Below are 15,631 nucleotides of genomic sequence, written 5' to 3'. Positions count from 1 at the left end.
ATGGCGTCCCCTAGGGGACTCGAACCCCTGTTACCGCCGTGAAAGGGCGGTGTCCTAGGCCACTAGACGAAGGGGACACACGTACAACATTCACTCCCTACCGCGTTTCGCTGTGTGCTTTACGCTGTAAGTGGCGCGCATTCTATGGATGGATTGAGGGGTCGTCAACCCCCAGATATAAATTTATTTAAATCAATGACTTCGCCCCGCTTTCAGACACTAATCGGGCTTTTCCATCGCCCGGGGTTTGACGCCTATATTCTGACACCCGCCAAGACGTTATAGTCCACCCACGCCAAAGATGATGGCAATGTGCACCTCGCACGCTATTACTTATATAAGCAGGAACGCGGCCGATACAGGCAGTGCAGTAGCCGATTCAACTCGCTGAGTGGCGCTATGCGTCCCAATGCCAAGCCACTACACTCGCACGCGAACCCCATAAAGAGGTCTTACCGGTGACACCACTCATGATCACCCTGCTAGTCGTAGCCGGGATCGCACTATTGATCGCCATTGGCTACATGAACCATGTGGTGGAAAACAATAAGCTGGAAAAGGCCCGCGCCAAAGTTGAGCTCAACGATCGTCTACGTCGTTGCGGCGAAATCACCGAGACCTTTCCCGGCCAATTGATGACACCGGGCCTCAAGCTGCTGTTGACCCGCCTGGAATTGAACGTCTGCCAACGCCTGCTCAATCTGGAAAAAACCAGCTCCAACCTCAAGGCACGGATTGGCGAACTAAGCGCCTTGGTCGGCCAGGGCGAATCGATCCCGGTCAACAACCCGCCCGCACCGATACAGACCGAAGCCAAAGCCAAGGACGTACGTTTCCTGCTCGAAGCCCTGCACGGCCAAATCACCCGCGCCGCACAGGACGGCTTCCTGCCAACCAACGAAGCCAAACGCTGGATCCGCGAAGTTCGCCACATCCTGGTCCTGCTGCACATCGAGTTCTTCAACAACCTCGGCCAGCATGCCCTGCAACAGAACCAGCCCGGCCAGGCCCGCCTGGCATTCGAACGCGGCGTGCAATACCTGCGCAAACAACAGGAACCGCAGGTCTACGCCGAACAACTGGAATACCTGGAAAAACTCCTGGCTCGCGCCAACGCACAAGTCATGGACAACATCGCCCCGGTAGAAGGCGAAGTGAACCAGCTGACCGAAGGCCTCAAAGACGTCGAGGCCGATGCGGACTGGAAGAAAAAAGTGATCTACGACTGATCACAAAAAGCAGAAAAGCCACCTAAACAGGTGGCTTTTTTTTGCGTTGAGTTTGGCGTGTACACCCAGGAAGGATAGGTCGACTGTCAGGCCGCCATCGCGGCGATGCGGCGACCCGACAAGCCCGGCTCCCACAGTTGATAGGTGTACGCCTCAAAGCCGAAAGTGCCCCACCATCCCCTTCAACTCAACCCCCAACTGCGCCAACTCAATACTGGAAGCCGCATTCCCCTGCATCGCCAACGAAGACTGATCCGCACTGGCCCGAATACTCGTGACACTGCGATTAATCTCCTCAGCCACCGAACTCTGCTCCTCGGCAGCCGCTGCAATCTGCTGGTTCATCTGCTGAATCAAAGACACTGCTGCTGCAATACTCCCCAGCGCACTCTCAGTCTGCAACGCATCACTCACCGCCAGCTTCACCAGCTCGCCACTGTTCTGAATTTGCTGAACAGAAGACTGAGCCGCCGAACGCAAGGCGCTCACCAGTCGTTCAATCTCCTCGGTCGATTGTTGAGTACGCTTGGCCAGGGCCCGCACTTCATCGGCGACTACCGCAAAGCCCCTGCCCTGCTCGCCGGCTCGAGCCGCCTCGATCGCGGCGTTGAGGGCCAACAGATTGGTCTGTTCAGCCACACTCTTGATGACGCTCAGCACTGTGCCGATGTTCTGGATTTCCGCACTCAAACTTTCGATGCTCGAACTGGCCGAGGTGGCTGAATTCGCCAACTGCTCGATCCGCGCCATGCTCTGGCGCACCACCTGCTGACCACTTTCAACCTTGCCGTCCGCCGTCTGCGCCGCCTGAGCGGCTTCCTCCGCGTTACGCGCAACGTCGTGCACGGTGGCGGTCATCTGATTCATCGCGGTAGCGACCTGTTCGGTTTCTTCCTTCTGGCTGCTGACTTCAAGATTGGTCTGCTCGGTCACCGCCGACAGTGACTGCGCTGAACTGGCCAACTGTTCGATACCCGCCTGCAAACCGCTGACAATACTGCTAAGCCCTGCGCCCATCTGCTGCATGGCCTGCATCAGCTGCCCGATCTCATCACGACGGGTCACTTCAACCGCCGCACTCAAATCGCCAGAGGCAATCTGTTGAGCAACACGGATCACACTGCGCAGCGGTGCCACGATCAACCGGGTAATCACCCAGGCCGCAATCAGCCCGACCAGCAGCGCCAGCGCCGAGGAACCGATGATCAGCAGCGAGTTCTTTTTCAGCTCTGCCTGCATCGACTGGTCTTCGGCGACATAGGCCTGATCCACCCGCTCCACCACCTGAGCGGCGCGCTGATGGAGTTGCTCATAAACGGTTTTTTCCTGCGCCAGCAGGCCCGTGTACTCGGCCAGTTTTTCGCTGAATCCGCCAATGTGCCCGACCACTTCATTGAGGACCGTCTGGTAACCCTCATCCTTGACCGTGGTTTTCAGTTGCTCGGCCTGGGTCAGTGCCTGGTCGGCCTGCTCGATCTTGCCCTGCCCTGCGCTGTCGTCGCCCTTGCGGCTCAGGTCCAGGCGCACACGTGCTTCGTTCATGGCTTGCAACATCAACCGTGACACCTGGCTGACCTGATTGGCCTGCTCGATAAACTGCCCCCCGTCCTTGCCTTCGGATTCCTTCAAGGCATAAGCGCCATCATCGGCCAGCCCGGCCTGCAACACGTCAAGATTATTGGCCACGCTGGACACTGACCAACTGGCCATCTCCAGCGCCAGGTCCTTGGCCTGGCTGAGCGAAACGAACTCGTCAAAGGCCTTGCGGTAAGCCCCCAAGGACTGCTCGACGTCATCCATCACCGGCACGTTGGCCGCAGACGCCGTTTTCAGTTGGGTTGCCAGGGCGATCAGGCCGTCAACGCCCTCGTGCAGGGCATCGGCGGTTTTCGGGTTGCCGTGCAAGGCGTATTCCTGCTCAAGCAGTCTCACCTTGAGCAAACCGCTGTTGAGCGACGACATCTGCTTGAGCCCGTCGAAGCGCTGGCTGATGGTTTGCAAGGACCATACGCCGATGGCCGCCACCAAGGCTGTCAACAGCAGCACCAGTACAAACCCGACACCCAGTTTTTTCGCCATACCGAGGTTGGCAAAACGTCCTTGCACGGCCGAAATCATTGCACTTAGTCCCCTGACATAGTCTGTTAACGCAGATTCGCAACGGGCCTGTATCAACACAAGTCTCTGGCGTCGGAATAATGGCAAAAAGCTACGCTTACGTCGTTTTCAGAACGCTTGAGGTCGATCCAGAGCGGTGGCCTGAAAAAACGCCCGGGCTCGCGGATCACAGGCATAGGCCACATTGATACGCTGCCAGTCACTGGCCTCTGCGGTGGGACTGAATGCCGTCGAAGAAGACAACAGGACACCGAAGCGCTGGGCTTGTTTGCGCACCTGAGCGTAGTCGGACATCCGCGATCGCGCCCAGATGAACAGGCCTCCAACCGGCTTACCGAAAACCTCCCATTCGGCGTCTTCAAGCACTTGCAACGCAGCCTCCCTGTCATTGCTCAAACGCTGGCGCTGGCGCTGGACCAATTTGCGGTAGGCACCGCTGGCTAAAAGGCTTGCCAGCACCGACTCGCAAAACCGTGAAGCGCCCATGCTGCTGATCATTTTGACCTCGGCCAGCTGCGAAATAACCCCGGCGCCGGCCACTACAAAACCGACCCGCAACGAACTGCTGAGGGTTTTGGAGTAGCTGCCGACGTAGATCACGTTGTCATCGATACCCAACGCAGCGAGGCGCGTACCGGGGCCGCTGTGCAAATCCGCATAGACGTCATCCTCGATTACCAGAAGGCCATAGGTTTTGGCCAGTTGCAGAACACGCTGCGCCACCGCCGGCGCCAGGCTGCTGCCAGTGGGATTGTGATAGAAGCTATTGATGAAGATCCCGCAAGGTCTGTACTTAACCAGCAGCGCCTCAAGCGCTTCAATGTCCGGCCCGCGCGGGGTTCGCGGCACCTCGATCATGCTGACACCGTGCAGCCTGAGCAGGTCGAACAGCAAGGAATAACCGGGATTCTCCACCACCACGCAATCACCCGGCTTGAACAAGGTCCGCACGATCAGGTCCAGCCCCTGACTGGCCCCCGCCGTTGTCAGGATCCGACTTTCCTCCACCAGGATATCGAGCTGTTTCAGGCGCTTGTGGATCTGCTGGCGCAAGGCTGGCAGGCCCAGTGGCGTGCTGTAGTTGAACAGACCGGCCATGTCGGTGCGGCAGACCTGGCGGATCGCGTAGCTCAGGTCGTCAGTTTCGCGCCAGCTCTCGGGCAGTCCGCCACACCCCAGTTTGAGTTCGCCCGAAGTGCCGCACTGCTTCTTTTCTGCCCCCTCGAACCAGGGGCAATCCTGTTGCCCCTGAGCGGCCAGCGCTGGCATGGCGACAATGAAACCGGCGCCATGATGCGACGCCAGCACCCCTTGAGCCACCAGACGCTCACAGGCCTCAACGACGCTGGACTGACTGAGCAAATTGATCCGGGCGATTTGCCGCACGGAAGGCAAACGCGTCCCCGGTGGCACCTCGCCACGGCAAAGCCAGCAGGCTAGCGCGTCGACGATTTGCTGTACGACCGGCACCAATGCCTGTCGATCGATTCTCAACTCCATGAGCAAGCAAACTCCTGTCCGTTTTGCGGGAAACAGTTAATCACAGGAGCGGTCAATCAGCTGTGCGACAACGCCGCTAAAACCATCGGTTCTAACCATTTGAAACACATTGTCCGGCACCTTTAAGGAACCGAAAAAAAACCCGCACAAATGCGGGTTTTTTCCTACGTTGCAGTGCCTGGTTTCAGAACGCCGTGACGCCACCGTCCACCGCCAGTGAATGCCCTGTGGTGAACGCTGCGCCGTCACTGCACAGGTACAGCACCGCGCTGGCGATTTCCTCGACCTTGCCGATGCGCCCAACCGGGTGCATGGCATTGGCGAACTCGCCTTTCTTCGGGTCGGCTTCATAGGCACGGCGGAACATGTCGGTGTCGATCACTGCCGGACACACCGCGTTCACCCGAATCTTTTTCTTGGCGTATTCGATGGCTGCCGATTTGGTCAGGCCGATCACCGCATGTTTCGACGCCGCGTAAATGCTCATCTTCGGCGCAGCCCCGAGGCCGGCTACCGAAGCGGTATTGACGATTGCACCGCCGCCCTGGGCCAGCAGTAAGGGCAACTGGTACTTCATGCACAACCAGACGCCTTTGACGTTGACGCCCATGATCGCGTCGAACTCGTCGACCGTGCCTTCGGCCAGTTTGCCTTTCTCGATCTCGATGCCGGCATTGTTGAAGGCATAGTCGAGACGGCCGTAGGTATTGACCACCTCGTCCATCAGATTTTTTACATCGCTTTCCAGCGTGACGTTGCAGCGCACGAAGGTGGCTTCACCGCCAGCGGTACGAATCAGCGCCACCGTGCCCTCACCACCCGCCGCATCCAGGTCGGCCACTACCACTTTCAAGCCTTCAGCAGCGAATGCCTGGGCGGTCGCGCGGCCAATGCCATTGGCGGCGCCCGTCACCACGGCGACCTGGCCAGAAAACGTCATGCTCATTGTTATGTCCTCGAAGAGAAGATGCGGGGGATCGCGTATTCGCAATCTAGCCACAAGGGCCTGCAGCGCGGCAGCACTATCAGAAGGCCGGTTGGGTGCCCATGAGTGACAGTGATAAAACCGCCGGTTCGACTATCACTGCACTGGATCGATATGCATTCGCCGCATCAGCCAAACTTGCGGCATCGACCATGAAGGTCTATCAACAAGTCTTCATTCATCTTGAGTGCCTGTCATGACTACCCAGACCAATCGCCAGTTCCTGCTCGCCAAACGTCCGGTGGGCGCGGCGACCCGCGAGACCTTCACCTATCAAGAAGTACCGGTCGGCGAACCGGCTGCGGGGCAGATCCTGGTCAAAAACGAATACCTGTCCCTGGACCCCGCCATGCGTGGCTGGATGAACGAGGGCAAGTCCTACATCCCGCCGGTCGGTATCGGCGAAGTCATGCGCGCATTGGGCGTAGGCAAAGTCGTTGCCTCGAATAATCCGGGTTTCGCGGTCGGGGACTACGTCAACGGTGCCTTGGGGGTGCAGGATTACTTCCTCGGCGAGCCACGAGGTTTCTACAAGGTCGATCCGAAACTGGCGCCTCTGCCGCGCTATCTGTCGGCGCTGGGCATGACCGGGATGACCGCCTATTTCGCCCTGCTCGATGTCGGCGCGCCTAAGGCGGGTGACACCGTGGTGTTGTCAGGTGCTGCGGGTGCGGTGGGCAGCATTGCCGGGCAGATCGCCAAGATCAAAGGTTGCCGGGTAGTCGGCATTGCCGGGGGCGCGGACAAGTGCCAGTTCCTGATCGACGAACTGGGTTTTGACGGTGCCATCGATTACAAAAACGAAGACGTCCACGCCGGTCTCAAGCGCGAATGTCCGAAAGGTGTCGATGTGTATTTCGATAACGTCGGCGGCGATATCCTCGACGCGGTGTTGAGTCGCCTGGCCATGAAAGCGCGGGTGGTGATCTGTGGCGCCATCAGCCAGTACAACAACAAGGAAGCGGTCAAAGGCCCGGCCAACTACCTGGCGTTGCTGGTCAACCGCGCGCGGATGGAAGGTTTTGTGGTGATGGACTATGCAGCACAGTTCGCCGCCGCCGGACAGGAAATGGCCGGCTGGATGGCCAAGGGGCAGCTCAAGAGCAAGGAAGATATTGTTGAAGGACTGGAGACGTTCCCGGAGACGCTGATGAAGTTGTTCAGCGGCGAGAATTTCGGGAAGTTGGTGCTGAAGGTTTAACGCCAATTATAAATGTGGGAGCGGGCTTGCTCGCGAAGGCGGAGTGTCAGCCGACATCAACGGTGACTGACACTCCGCCTTCGCGAGCAAGCCCGCTCCCACATTTTGATCTTCGGTGTTAGATCAGGCCAGTTCGGCGACTACGGCTGCCAACGCCTTGGCCGGGTCCGCTGCCTGGCTGATCGGACGGCCGATCACCAGATAATCGGAACCGGCATCCAGCGCCTGACGCGGCGTCAGAATGCGGCGTTGATCGTCCTGGGCGCTGCCCGCCGGACGAATCCCCGGAGTCACCAGTTGCAGCGACGGGTGCGCCGATTTCAGGGCCTGGGCTTCCAGGGCCGAGCACACCAGACCGTCCATCCCGGCTTTTTCCGCCAACGCGGCCAGGCGCAACACTTGCTCCTGCGGCTCGATATCCAGACCGATACCCGCCAGATCCTCACGCTCCATGCTGGTCAGCACGGTCACGCCAATCAGCAGTGGTTTCGGACCGGTGCGCTGGTCGAGCACTTCGCGGCACGCGGCCATCATGCGCAAACCACCGGAGCAGTGCACATTGACCATCCACACGCCCATCTCAGCAGCCGCCTTGACGGCCATGGCGGTGGTGTTCGGGATGTCATGGAACTTGAGGTCCAGGAACACTTCGAAACCCTTGTCACGCAGGGTGCCAACGATTTCCGAAGCGCAACTGGTGAACAGTTCTTTACCGACTTTGACCCGGCACAGCTTCGGGTCCAACTGATCGGCCAGCTTCAGTGCGGCGTCACGGGTGGGAAAATCCAGGGCGACGATGATAGGAGTCTGGCAGGCGGACATGAGTGGGCTCTCAGGCAGGTCGAAATCGGCGCGCATTGTAGCGGAACCAGCGCCTCTGCGGGACCCGATGATCGGTAATTCGTCGAGGCGGCTCAAGCAAGACTAGCCCTTGCACCAATTGTGTCGAGTCAGATACACACATGACACGCCTGCAACACCCTTCAACGTTACCTTCGGCAGCCGCAACACGTCCTTACAGCACTTCCCGCCTCCGGGCCGGACGCCTATGCTGAAACCACAACCTCGCAGCCCATCTTTGTGGTTGGCAGCCTACCTGGCAGATGAACGCACGCATGCACAACCTCCACGCACCTGTGAACGACGATCAAAAAGCGCCCGACGACGACAAACGCTGGAGCATTCGCGCCCTGATCGTCGACGATGACGTCCCGATCCGCGAACTGATGATCGACTATCTGGCCCGGTTCAACATTCATGCCAGCGGCGTCACCGATGGCGCCGCGATGCGCCTGGCGCTGCACGCGGAGCATTTCGACGTGGTGGTGCTCGACCTGATGCTGCCCGGCGAAGACGGTTTGTCACTGTGCCGCTGGCTACGCGCCGAATCGGACATCCCGATTCTGATGCTCACTGCCCGCTGCGAGCCGACCGACCGGATCATCGGCCTGGAACTGGGCGCCGACGACTATATGGCCAAGCCGTTCGAACCGCGAGAATTGGTGGCGCGCATCCAGACTATCCTGCGCCGGGTGCGCGACGATCGCACTGAACAACGGGCGAACATCCGTTTCGACAACTGGCGCCTGAACAGCGTGCTGCGCCAATTGATCGCCGCTGATGGTCTGGTGGTGCCGTTGTCCAACGCCGAGTTCCGTTTGCTCTGGGTGTTCATCGAACGTCCGCGCCGGGTACTCAGCCGCGAACAACTGCTGGACGCCGCTCGCGGTCGCTCGATCGAAGCCTTTGATCGCAGCATCGACTTGCTGGTCTCGCGCTTGCGCCAGAAACTTGGTGATGACCCGAAAGCCCCGCAGCTGATCAAGACCGTTCGCGGTGAGGGTTATCTGTTCGACGCCAGAGACATCGGTTGATGCGTGCGCGCTTCGATACGCTCTTCGGCCGCCTGTTTGGCATGCTGCTGGTGGCGATCATCCTGGCGCACTTGTTGGCGTTTTTCTGGTTTCACTATTACGGCCCGCCACCGCCCCCTCCGCCGCCGGGGTTTTCCGAAAACTTCGACGGACAGCGCCCGCCGATGGACCCGCGCTTCGTAAATCGGCCACCGCGGCCGTGGTTCGGCGGCCCCTTGGTGCCGCTGACCTTTCAACTGGTCTCGCTGATCATCGCCGCCTGGTACGGTGCCAAACTGTTGAGCCGGCCGATCCAGCGCCTGAGCGATGCTGCCGAGCGACTGAGCGAAAATCTCGACAGCCCGCCTCTGGATGAGTCCGGCCCACGGGAAGCACGGCAAGCGGCACACACCTTCAACAAGATGCAGCAACGCATTCGTGAACAAGTGCAGCAACGTTCGCGGATGCTGGGCGCCGTCTCCCATGACCTGCGCACGCCGCTGTCGCGGCTCAAGCTGCGGCTGGAGCAGATCGACGACAACAAATTGCAAGGCCAGATGCGTCAGGATCTGGACGACATGATCGGCATGCTCGACGCCACCCTCACTTACCTGCATGAACAGCGGACCAGTGAAGTTGTGCAATGGATGGATGTGCAGGCGCTGGTCGAATCCCTGAGTGAAAACGCCCAGGACCAGGGCGCCAATGTTCTGACCAGTGGCCACTGCGCACCGTTGCAAGTGCAGCCGATGGCCTTGCGCTCGTGCATCAACAACCTGCTGGACAATGCCCTGCGTTATGCCGGGCAGGCAATGATTACGCTTGAAGACACGCGCGAAACCCTGGTGATCCGGGTCATCGACCATGGGCCGGGTATTGCGGCGGATAAACGTGAAGCCGTGTTCGAGCCGTTCTTTCGTCTGGAAGGTTCGCGAAACCGCAACTCCGGTGGCGTCGGGCTGGGCATGACCATCGCCCGCGAAGCGGCCGAACGCCTGGGTGGGCAGTTGAGCCTGGAAGAAACCCCCGGTGGTGGCTTGACCGCCGTTATACGGCTACCTCGATCCTTGTAGCAGCTGGCGAAGCCTGCGTTCGGCTGCGAAGCAGTCGTAGATCCTGCCACATCAATCGTCCTGAAACACCGCGATGGATGGTCTCACGACTGCTTCGCAGCCGAACGCAGGCTTCGCCAGCTGCTACACGGATCTGTCGTGCTCTGTGTACCGTTCGGTACAAACCTCACATACCCACGACAACTTGCCCCTTGAGGCTGCATAAGCCGGTGCACCCACCGGCTATCCATTCCAAGGAGTGAGCGCAATGATCGGTAGCGTCAGCGGTTACACGAGCTATACCAGCACCAGCAGCACCACAACCAGCACCGCCCACAGTCAGCAGTTTCAGAAAGAATTGCTCGCCAAACTCGACAGCAACAGCGATGGCGCGGTGGATCAGGATGAACTCAAGAGCGCCCTGTCGCAGAAAACCGACGACGGCCTGCTGGTGAGCCTGAGCAAGAATTTCGCCGACCTGGACAGCGACGAAAGCGGCAGCCTGAGCAGTGAAGAAATGGCCGCGATGGCCCCTCCGCCGCCACGGGACCAGGCACCGAACACCGAACTGACTGACGCGCTGATCAGCGCCCTGGACGCCGACGGTGACGGCGCCATCAGCAGCGATGAACTGAGCAACGGCCTGGCCAGCGCCGGCAGCAGTGCCGACAGCACAGAAATCTTCTCGGCCCTGGACAAGAACGAAGACGGCTCCGTCAGCCAGGACGAACTCGCCGCCAGCCTCGCCCCTCCTCCGCCGCCACCTCGACAAGTGTCCAGCGAAGAACTGTTCAGCCAGCTCGATGCGGACAGCGACGGCAGTGTCAGCGCCACCGAACTGACCAGCGCGTTGCAGACCAGCAGCGCCTCATCGACCAGCACCGATACAAGTGCCGCATTGCTCAAAGTGCTGGATAGCGACAGCAGTGGCGGCGTCAGCAGCGACGAGTTGAAAGCGGCGTTGCAAGCCGGCCGCGAGCGAAACACCGACAGCTCCACCGATCAGTCGAACGTGACCGAAGCTCTGAACAAAATGATCGCCAACCTGAGCAAGCAGTACTCGCTCGACAACGTGGCGACCGTGGGCAAATACCTGAACGTCGCGACCTGAGTCAAAAGCATCGCGAGCAAGCTCGCTCCCACAGTTGATCTGCATTGATCACATAATTTGTTATCGATACAAAATCAATGTGGGAGCGAGCCTGCTCCGGGCGGCGTTCCGACGAAGGGGCCCTAAGCTTCAACCAAAAACCTCAGGGCCGGCGATCCTCAACCCGAGCCTGACTCTTGCTCCAGTCGTTCAGCAGGCTGTAGGCCACCGCCAACAACGTCGGGCCGATAAACAAACCAATAAACCCAAAGGCAATCAACCCGCCAAACACCCCGAGCAGGACAATCACCAACGGCAAATTCCCGCCCCGGCTGATCAGGTACGGTTTGAGCACGTTGTCGACGCCACTGATGATGAACGTCCCCCAAATTCCGAGAAACACCGCCATCCCGTACTCACCCTTCCAGGCCAGCCACGCCGTGGCCGGAATCCACACCAGCGGCGGCCCCATCGGAATCAGGCTCAACAAAAACGTGACGATCCCCAGCACCAGCGCCCCGGGCACCCCGGCAATCAAGAACCCGATCAACGCCAGAACCGCCTGGGCCGCTGCCGTCCCGATCACACCGTTCACCACCCGCTGCACCGTGCCCGCCACCAATTCGATGTAATACCCGGCACGGTCACCAATCAGACGTTCCAGCAACCCGTGAACAAACGCCGCCAGACGCGGCCCGTCACGGTAGAAAAAGAACACGAAGACGATACTCAACGTCAGCTCAAGTATCCCGCCGCCAATCTGCGCACTGCGCGCCAGCAACCAATTGCCGACCTGACCCAGATAAGGTTTGACCGCCAGCATCATCGCCGCGCCCTGCTGATCAATGCTGTTCCAGACCCCCACCAGCCGCTCGCCCACCAAGGGAATACTGCCCAGCCAGGTCGGCGCTTCCGGCAGCCCGTCGACCTGCACATCCTTGATGAACGCCGTGGCATCGCGCACATGGTCCGCGAGGTTGAACCCCAGCCAGACCAACGGCAACGCCACCAGCAACATCCAGCCCAGCGTCAGCACTGCGGCCGCCAGAGATTCGCGACCATTGAGCAAACGCGTCAGCAAACGCATCAGCGGCCAACTGGCAAACGCCAGCACCGCGCCCCAGAACAGCGCCGACCAGAACGGCGCCATCACCCAGAAGCTCGCGCCAAAAAGCACCAGGAGCAGGATCTGCACCAACAGCCGGTCGTTATTGATCATCTAAATCTCGAAAAAAGTCAGATCGCAAAAGAGTAGGCGAACGCAGCTTGTACGTTCGCCTGATAAAGCTTATCGCAACAGTTGGATGTACAAGCCAGCACCTTCGACGCTACCCGCTTCCATCCTGGCGGTACGCACACCCTGCCCGATCAGTGCCTGACGCCAGGCTTCGGCCTTCGGCCCGGAAACGCTGACCCGCAACGTGGTGTCCAGATTCAGCCCACGAGAGATCAGGCGCAGCCAGGCATCGTCAGGATCGCCGGTCAATTTGGGGAAATCGAGCTCACCGGTGCTTTTGAGCTCCCGAAGCAAGGTTGCAGAGGTCGGCAGCAAATCGCCCAGCGGCGCAGCGGCGTCGAACTGTTCGACGTGCAGATAAGCTTTGCGATTGCCGCGCGTGATGCTGTAAAGCGCCACCAGCGTGTTGTCCTGTGGGGCCGCCAGGCGCAACAGCAAAAACGCTTGCTGATCATCAGCGCCATAGAGCTTGGCATTGCCGAAGACATCATTGGCCCACAGGCTGCTTTCGCCGCAATCACGGGCCTGGCACCAGAACAGCAATTGGGCGTCCTGCTTCTGCAAGGCTTCACGAGCGGCGGTGAAAGCCTCGGTGGAGGAATGCTCCGGCGGCAACTCGTAGGTCACCGAAGTGGTTTGCCCTCGGGCAGCGACCTGGCCGTCAAAGCGCAACTGGCCGCTGATTTTGCGGATCGAACCCAGTGGATAGATCCGCTCAAGTTCGGTGACCGGACGATAGTCGACGATCTGCGCATCGGCCATACGCGGCACGATCGGCAGGTCCTGACTGCCCGGGACATCGGCGGCAAATAACAGCGGACTGAAACAACACAGCGACAGCAGACTGAGTGAACGCATGGATAGACTCATCGGATCAGCATGGCCTGGGCACCCTTGATGATACTGGCGTCATCGATGCGCTCAGGCACCAGCAAACCGCGCTGTACCGCCGGACGCGCCTCCATGGTTGCCATCCAGCGCTGCAAGGCCGGCAAACCGTCGACCTCGACACCCGACCACTCGTGGCCACGGATCCACGGATAAGTGGCGATGTCAGCAATGCTGTACTCACCGGCCAGAAACTCCACGGCTTGCAGGCGCGTGTCGAGCACTTCATAGAGGCGGCGGGTTTCATGTTGATAGCGATCGATGGCGCCCTGGAGTTTCTCCGGGAAATAACGGAAAAACACGTTGGCCTGACCTTGCATCGGGCCGATCCCACCCATCTGGAACATCAGCCATTGCAGGACCACTGAACGCCCCTTGGGGTCTTTTGACAGCAGTTTGCCGCTCAGTTCAGCCAGGTAAATCAGGATCGCGCCGGATTCAAACACGGCGAAATCGCCGTTGGCGCGGTCGACAATCGCCGGAATCCGGCCATTGGGATTGATCTTGAGGAAGCCCTCGGACTTCTGTTCCTTTTTGTCGAAACTCAAGGCGTGCACCGTGTAGGGCAGGCCGAGTTCCTCGAGCACGATAGAGACCTTGTGGCCATTCGGGGTCGCAGCGGTGTAGAGATCTATCATGGTTGTCTCCCATTTCAACCCGCCCAGCCTCGACAGTTGCCCGGCGCAAGTCAAGGAACGGCGAAGAACCGATTGAAACAGTCTGCGACAAGGTCGGCGCCGGGTTCGTCATTCAGGTGTAAATGATGGCCGCCAGGCAGCTGTTCACGGCTAAAGGGTAGACGCTCCAGCAACTCGGGATGTTTGGCGAGCATGCCGTCGGCAGCCACCACCAGTTTTGCAGGACAAGTGACTCGCTGGACGAAGGCCATCGCCTGTTCGGTGGTCAGACGCAGCGGCGACGGTAACGTCAGTCGGTTATCGGTGCGCCAGGTATAACCGCCCGGCACCGGCATCAATCCCCGTTGGGCCAGCAGTTCTGCGGCTTCGCGACTGACAGCGACCAAGCCTTTCATGCGCGCCTCGATGGCCCGGTCGAGCGTGTTGTAGACCGGTTTGCGCTTCTCCCGCAAATCCAGCTGCGCTTGCAGGGCCATGCCCATCCGTTCGGCAGCGTTTTCGCCTTTGTCTGTAGGAGGAATGATGCCGTCGATCAACGCCAGGTGGGTCACGCGTTCCGGCAACGAACCGGCCAGCACCAGCGAAACGATCGCGCCCATGGAATGCCCCAGCAGGCCAAAGCGCTTCCAACCCAATTGCTCGGCCACTTGCAGCACGTCATGGGCGTAGTCCCACAGCGCGTAACCGGCACCGGTCGGCCGATGCCCGGAATGACCGTGACCGGCCATGTCCAGCGCGATGATGCGCAAGCCTTTGAGCTTCGGCGCCAGCCGGGCGAAGCTGTTGGCGTTGTCCAGCCAGCCATGCAAGGCGATCACCGGCATGCCGTCTTCGGGGCCGAACAAGTGCGCTGCCAACTCGATGTGCGGCAGGCTCAGGCGAACTTCTTCAACGACGGTGTTCATGCGCAATCCTGTTGGCGGCGACCTTCCCAACGGCTGAACAGGTTCTTCAGCAGCGTGGCGGTGTCCAGGGGACGTTCGAGGGGAAACATGTGGCCGCCAGGCATGGTCAGGGACTCGCCCTGCGGCAAGCGCCCCACGAGGCTTGCGTGATGACGCATCACCACCCGGCTCTTGTGCCCGCGCACCACCGCCAGCGGCACTTTCAGTTGCCGAGTGCGGCCGGGACTGGTGTGCGGCACGCCGCGGTAGATACTGATTTCCGTGGCCGGGTCGAAGCGCAGGCGCAGCTTGTCGCCCACCTTGTGCAAACCGTGTTGCAGGTAAGCGTCAAAGCATTCCGGGTCGAAACTGCGAAACAGGGTTTTGCCAGCGAAATAGAGTCGAGCCGCCTCCAGATCGGCGAACTCTTCCCGTCGTCCCAATGTACGGCCGGCCGGGGTCAGGCGATCGATGAAACCGAAGCGTTTGGCGGCGCGGATCACCCATTGATCAGCGCGGGTCAGCACCGGCGAATCAAGCATCACCACGCCGCGATAGAGCTCGGGGCACCGCAACGCCGCGTGCAGATGCAGCACACCACCGAAGGAATGACCGACGCCCCATACCGGTTCCGGTTGTTTCTTGAGGTGATGAATCAGCTCGTCCACCAGGTTGTACCAGTTGTCGTCCGCCGGAAAACGCGGGTCGTGGGCGTGCTGCTGCAGATGCGTCACCTGATACTCGGGCGCCAGCGCCGCGAACAACTTGCCGTAGGTGCCCGAGGGGAAACCGTTGGCGTGGGCGAAAAATATCTGTTGCGACATACCGGTGATCCATCAACGAAAACAAGGGTTGATTGTCCGTAAGACGACGTCCTACAGCAATGACCATAACTGCCAGGAATGGTGGTAGGAGATGTCGCGAAGATCAAAAGATCGCAGGCTTCGCCAGCTCCT

15 protein-coding genes, 1 tRNA gene and 1 pseudogene are annotated in these 15,631 nt (G+C 59.9%); 6 read left to right on the top strand and 11 right to left on the bottom strand.

Annotation, left to right across the window (positions count from 1 at the left end):
- Nucleotide 1: 1 nt before the first annotated feature.
- Nucleotides 2-77, bottom strand: a tRNA-Glu gene (locus E3W21_RS08365).
- Between the two features lie 393 nt (nt 78-470).
- Here E3W21_RS08365 and E3W21_RS08360 point away from each other — a divergent pair.
- On the top strand, nt 471-1,229 hold the full coding sequence (locus E3W21_RS08360; protein WP_033053231.1) for a hypothetical protein: 759 nt from the start codon (nt 471-473) through the stop codon (nt 1,227-1,229).
- Between the two features lie 153 nt (nt 1,230-1,382).
- Here the strand turns inward: E3W21_RS08360 and E3W21_RS32300 are convergent, their stop codons facing one another.
- The 4 genes and pseudogenes from E3W21_RS32300 to E3W21_RS08345 form a co-directional block, all read right to left on the bottom strand.
- On the bottom strand, nt 1,383-2,246 hold the full coding sequence (locus tag E3W21_RS32300; RefSeq protein WP_371927057.1) for a methyl-accepting chemotaxis protein: 864 nt from the start codon (nt 2,244-2,246) through the stop codon (nt 1,383-1,385).
- A pseudogene (locus tag E3W21_RS32295) lies at nt 2,244-2,468 on the bottom strand (HAMP domain-containing protein); the annotation flags it as partial. The pseudogene E3W21_RS32295 and the gene E3W21_RS32300, both read right to left, overlap by 3 nt.
- Before the next feature lie 987 nt (nt 2,469-3,455).
- On the bottom strand, nt 3,456-4,847 hold the full coding sequence (locus tag E3W21_RS08350; RefSeq protein WP_134419066.1) for a PLP-dependent aminotransferase family protein: 1,392 nt from the start codon (nt 4,845-4,847) through the stop codon (nt 3,456-3,458).
- A gap of 184 nt (nt 4,848-5,031) precedes the next feature.
- A complete protein-coding gene (locus E3W21_RS08345) occupies nt 5,032-5,793 on the bottom strand; it encodes an SDR family oxidoreductase (RefSeq protein ID WP_046054395.1) in 762 nt (253 codons plus the stop codon).
- A gap of 101 nt (nt 5,794-5,894) precedes the next feature.
- On the opposite strand from E3W21_RS08345, the gene E3W21_RS31130 reads away from it, so the two are divergent.
- Nucleotides 5,895-6,032, top strand: a complete 138-nt coding sequence (locus E3W21_RS31130) for a hypothetical protein (RefSeq protein WP_165353229.1) — start codon at nt 5,895-5,897, stop codon at nt 6,030-6,032.
- A complete protein-coding gene (locus tag E3W21_RS08340) occupies nt 6,029-7,033 on the top strand; it encodes an NADP-dependent oxidoreductase (RefSeq protein WP_129437508.1) in 1,005 nt (334 codons plus the stop codon). Before E3W21_RS31130 ends, E3W21_RS08340 begins: the two co-directional genes overlap by 4 nt.
- A 123-nt stretch (nt 7,034-7,156) precedes the next feature.
- On the opposite strand, the gene pyrF is transcribed toward E3W21_RS08340, so the two are convergent.
- Nucleotides 7,157-7,855 carry an orotidine-5'-phosphate decarboxylase gene (gene pyrF, locus E3W21_RS08330; RefSeq protein WP_008148060.1) on the bottom strand — a complete coding sequence of 233 codons (699 nt, stop codon included), beginning with the start codon at nt 7,853-7,855 and terminating at the stop codon, nt 7,157-7,159.
- 293 nt (nt 7,856-8,148) lie between these two features.
- On the opposite strand from pyrF, the gene E3W21_RS08325 reads away from it, so the two are divergent.
- From E3W21_RS08325 to xopAW, 3 genes are all read left to right on the top strand, one after another.
- Nucleotides 8,149-8,907 (top strand): response regulator, encoded by a 759-nt coding sequence (locus E3W21_RS08325; RefSeq protein WP_129437510.1) that lies wholly within the window; start codon nt 8,149-8,151, stop codon nt 8,905-8,907.
- Nucleotides 8,907-9,959: a HAMP domain-containing sensor histidine kinase gene (locus tag E3W21_RS08320; RefSeq protein WP_134419065.1), complete on the top strand. Its 1,053-nt coding sequence runs from the start codon at nt 8,907-8,909 to the stop codon at nt 9,957-9,959. The genes E3W21_RS08325 and E3W21_RS08320 overlap by 1 nt, the downstream gene beginning before the upstream one ends.
- A gap of 247 nt (nt 9,960-10,206) precedes the next feature.
- A complete protein-coding gene (xopAW, locus tag E3W21_RS08315; RefSeq protein ID WP_134419064.1) occupies nt 10,207-11,049 on the top strand; it encodes an EF-hand domain-containing protein in 843 nt (280 codons plus the stop codon).
- Nucleotides 11,050-11,191: 142 nt separating this feature from the next.
- On the opposite strand, the gene E3W21_RS08310 is transcribed toward xopAW, so the two are convergent.
- The 5 genes from E3W21_RS08310 to E3W21_RS08290 all read right to left on the bottom strand — a co-directional run bounded on the left by E3W21_RS08310 (nt 11,192) and on the right by E3W21_RS08290 (nt 15,499).
- Complete coding sequence (locus E3W21_RS08310; RefSeq protein ID WP_046046467.1) at nt 11,192-12,247, bottom strand: AI-2E family transporter; 1,056 nt, start codon at nt 12,245-12,247, stop codon at nt 11,192-11,194.
- 69 nt (nt 12,248-12,316) lie between these two features.
- Nucleotides 12,317-13,123, bottom strand: coding sequence for a DUF4892 domain-containing protein (locus tag E3W21_RS08305; RefSeq protein WP_134419063.1), 807 nt, complete (start codon nt 13,121-13,123; stop codon nt 12,317-12,319).
- An 8-nt stretch (nt 13,124-13,131) separates the two neighbouring features.
- Nucleotides 13,132-13,791: a glutathione S-transferase family protein gene (locus E3W21_RS08300; protein ID WP_134419062.1), complete on the bottom strand. Its 660-nt coding sequence runs from the start codon at nt 13,789-13,791 to the stop codon at nt 13,132-13,134.
- Nucleotides 13,792-13,841: 50 nt separating this feature from the next.
- Entirely contained in the window at nt 13,842-14,696 is an 855-nt protein-coding gene (locus E3W21_RS08295; RefSeq protein ID WP_134419061.1) for an alpha/beta hydrolase, read from the bottom strand.
- Nucleotides 14,693-15,499 carry an alpha/beta fold hydrolase gene (locus E3W21_RS08290; RefSeq protein ID WP_134419059.1) on the bottom strand — a complete coding sequence of 269 codons (807 nt, stop codon included), beginning with the start codon at nt 15,497-15,499 and terminating at the stop codon, nt 14,693-14,695. The genes E3W21_RS08295 and E3W21_RS08290 overlap by 4 nt, the downstream gene beginning before the upstream one ends.
- Nucleotides 15,500-15,631: the final 132 nt, after the last annotated feature.

This window comes from Pseudomonas sp. F01002, assembly GCF_004402115.1.
GTDB lineage: Bacteria > Pseudomonadota > Gammaproteobacteria > Pseudomonadales > Pseudomonadaceae > Aquipseudomonas > Aquipseudomonas frigoris.
Note: the sequence above shows the minus strand (reverse complement) of the source record. Positions and strands in the feature narration are given on the sequence as shown.

Bases quoted from the DNA above. Each gene is read 5' to 3' on its own strand.
- E3W21_RS08350 (WP_134419066.1), bottom strand. From the start codon at position 4,847: ATGGAGTTGAGAATCGATCGACAGGCATTGGTGCCGGTCGTACAGCAA.
- E3W21_RS08305 (WP_134419063.1), bottom strand. From the start codon at position 13,123: ATGCGTTCACTCAGTCTGCTGTCGCTGTGTTGTTTCAGTCCGCTGTTA.
- E3W21_RS31130 (WP_165353229.1), top strand. From the start codon at position 5,895: ATGAGTGACAGTGATAAAACCGCCGGTTCGACTATCACTGCACTGGAT.
- E3W21_RS08295 (WP_134419061.1), bottom strand. From the start codon at position 14,696: ATGAACACCGTCGTTGAAGAAGTTCGCCTGAGCCTGCCGCACATCGAG.
- E3W21_RS08310 (WP_046046467.1), bottom strand. From the start codon at position 12,247: ATGATCAATAACGACCGGCTGTTGGTGCAGATCCTGCTCCTGGTGCTT.
- E3W21_RS32300 (WP_371927057.1), bottom strand. From the start codon at position 2,246: ATGGGCGCAGGGCTTAGCAGTATTGTCAGCGGTTTGCAGGCGGGTATC.
- E3W21_RS08290 (WP_134419059.1), bottom strand. From the start codon at position 15,499: ATGTCGCAACAGATATTTTTCGCCCACGCCAACGGTTTCCCCTCGGGC.
- E3W21_RS08300 (WP_134419062.1), bottom strand. From the start codon at position 13,791: ATGATAGATCTCTACACCGCTGCGACCCCGAATGGCCACAAGGTCTCT.
- E3W21_RS08340 (WP_129437508.1), top strand. From the start codon at position 6,029: ATGACTACCCAGACCAATCGCCAGTTCCTGCTCGCCAAACGTCCGGTG.
- E3W21_RS08325 (WP_129437510.1), top strand. From the start codon at position 8,149: ATGCACAACCTCCACGCACCTGTGAACGACGATCAAAAAGCGCCCGAC.
- E3W21_RS08320 (WP_134419065.1), top strand. From the start codon at position 8,907: ATGCGTGCGCGCTTCGATACGCTCTTCGGCCGCCTGTTTGGCATGCTG.
- xopAW (WP_134419064.1), top strand. From the start codon at position 10,207: ATGATCGGTAGCGTCAGCGGTTACACGAGCTATACCAGCACCAGCAGC.
- E3W21_RS08345 (WP_046054395.1), bottom strand. From the start codon at position 5,793: ATGAGCATGACGTTTTCTGGCCAGGTCGCCGTGGTGACGGGCGCCGCC.
- pyrF (WP_008148060.1), bottom strand. From the start codon at position 7,855: ATGTCCGCCTGCCAGACTCCTATCATCGTCGCCCTGGATTTTCCCACC.
- E3W21_RS08360 (WP_033053231.1), top strand. From the start codon at position 471: ATGATCACCCTGCTAGTCGTAGCCGGGATCGCACTATTGATCGCCATT.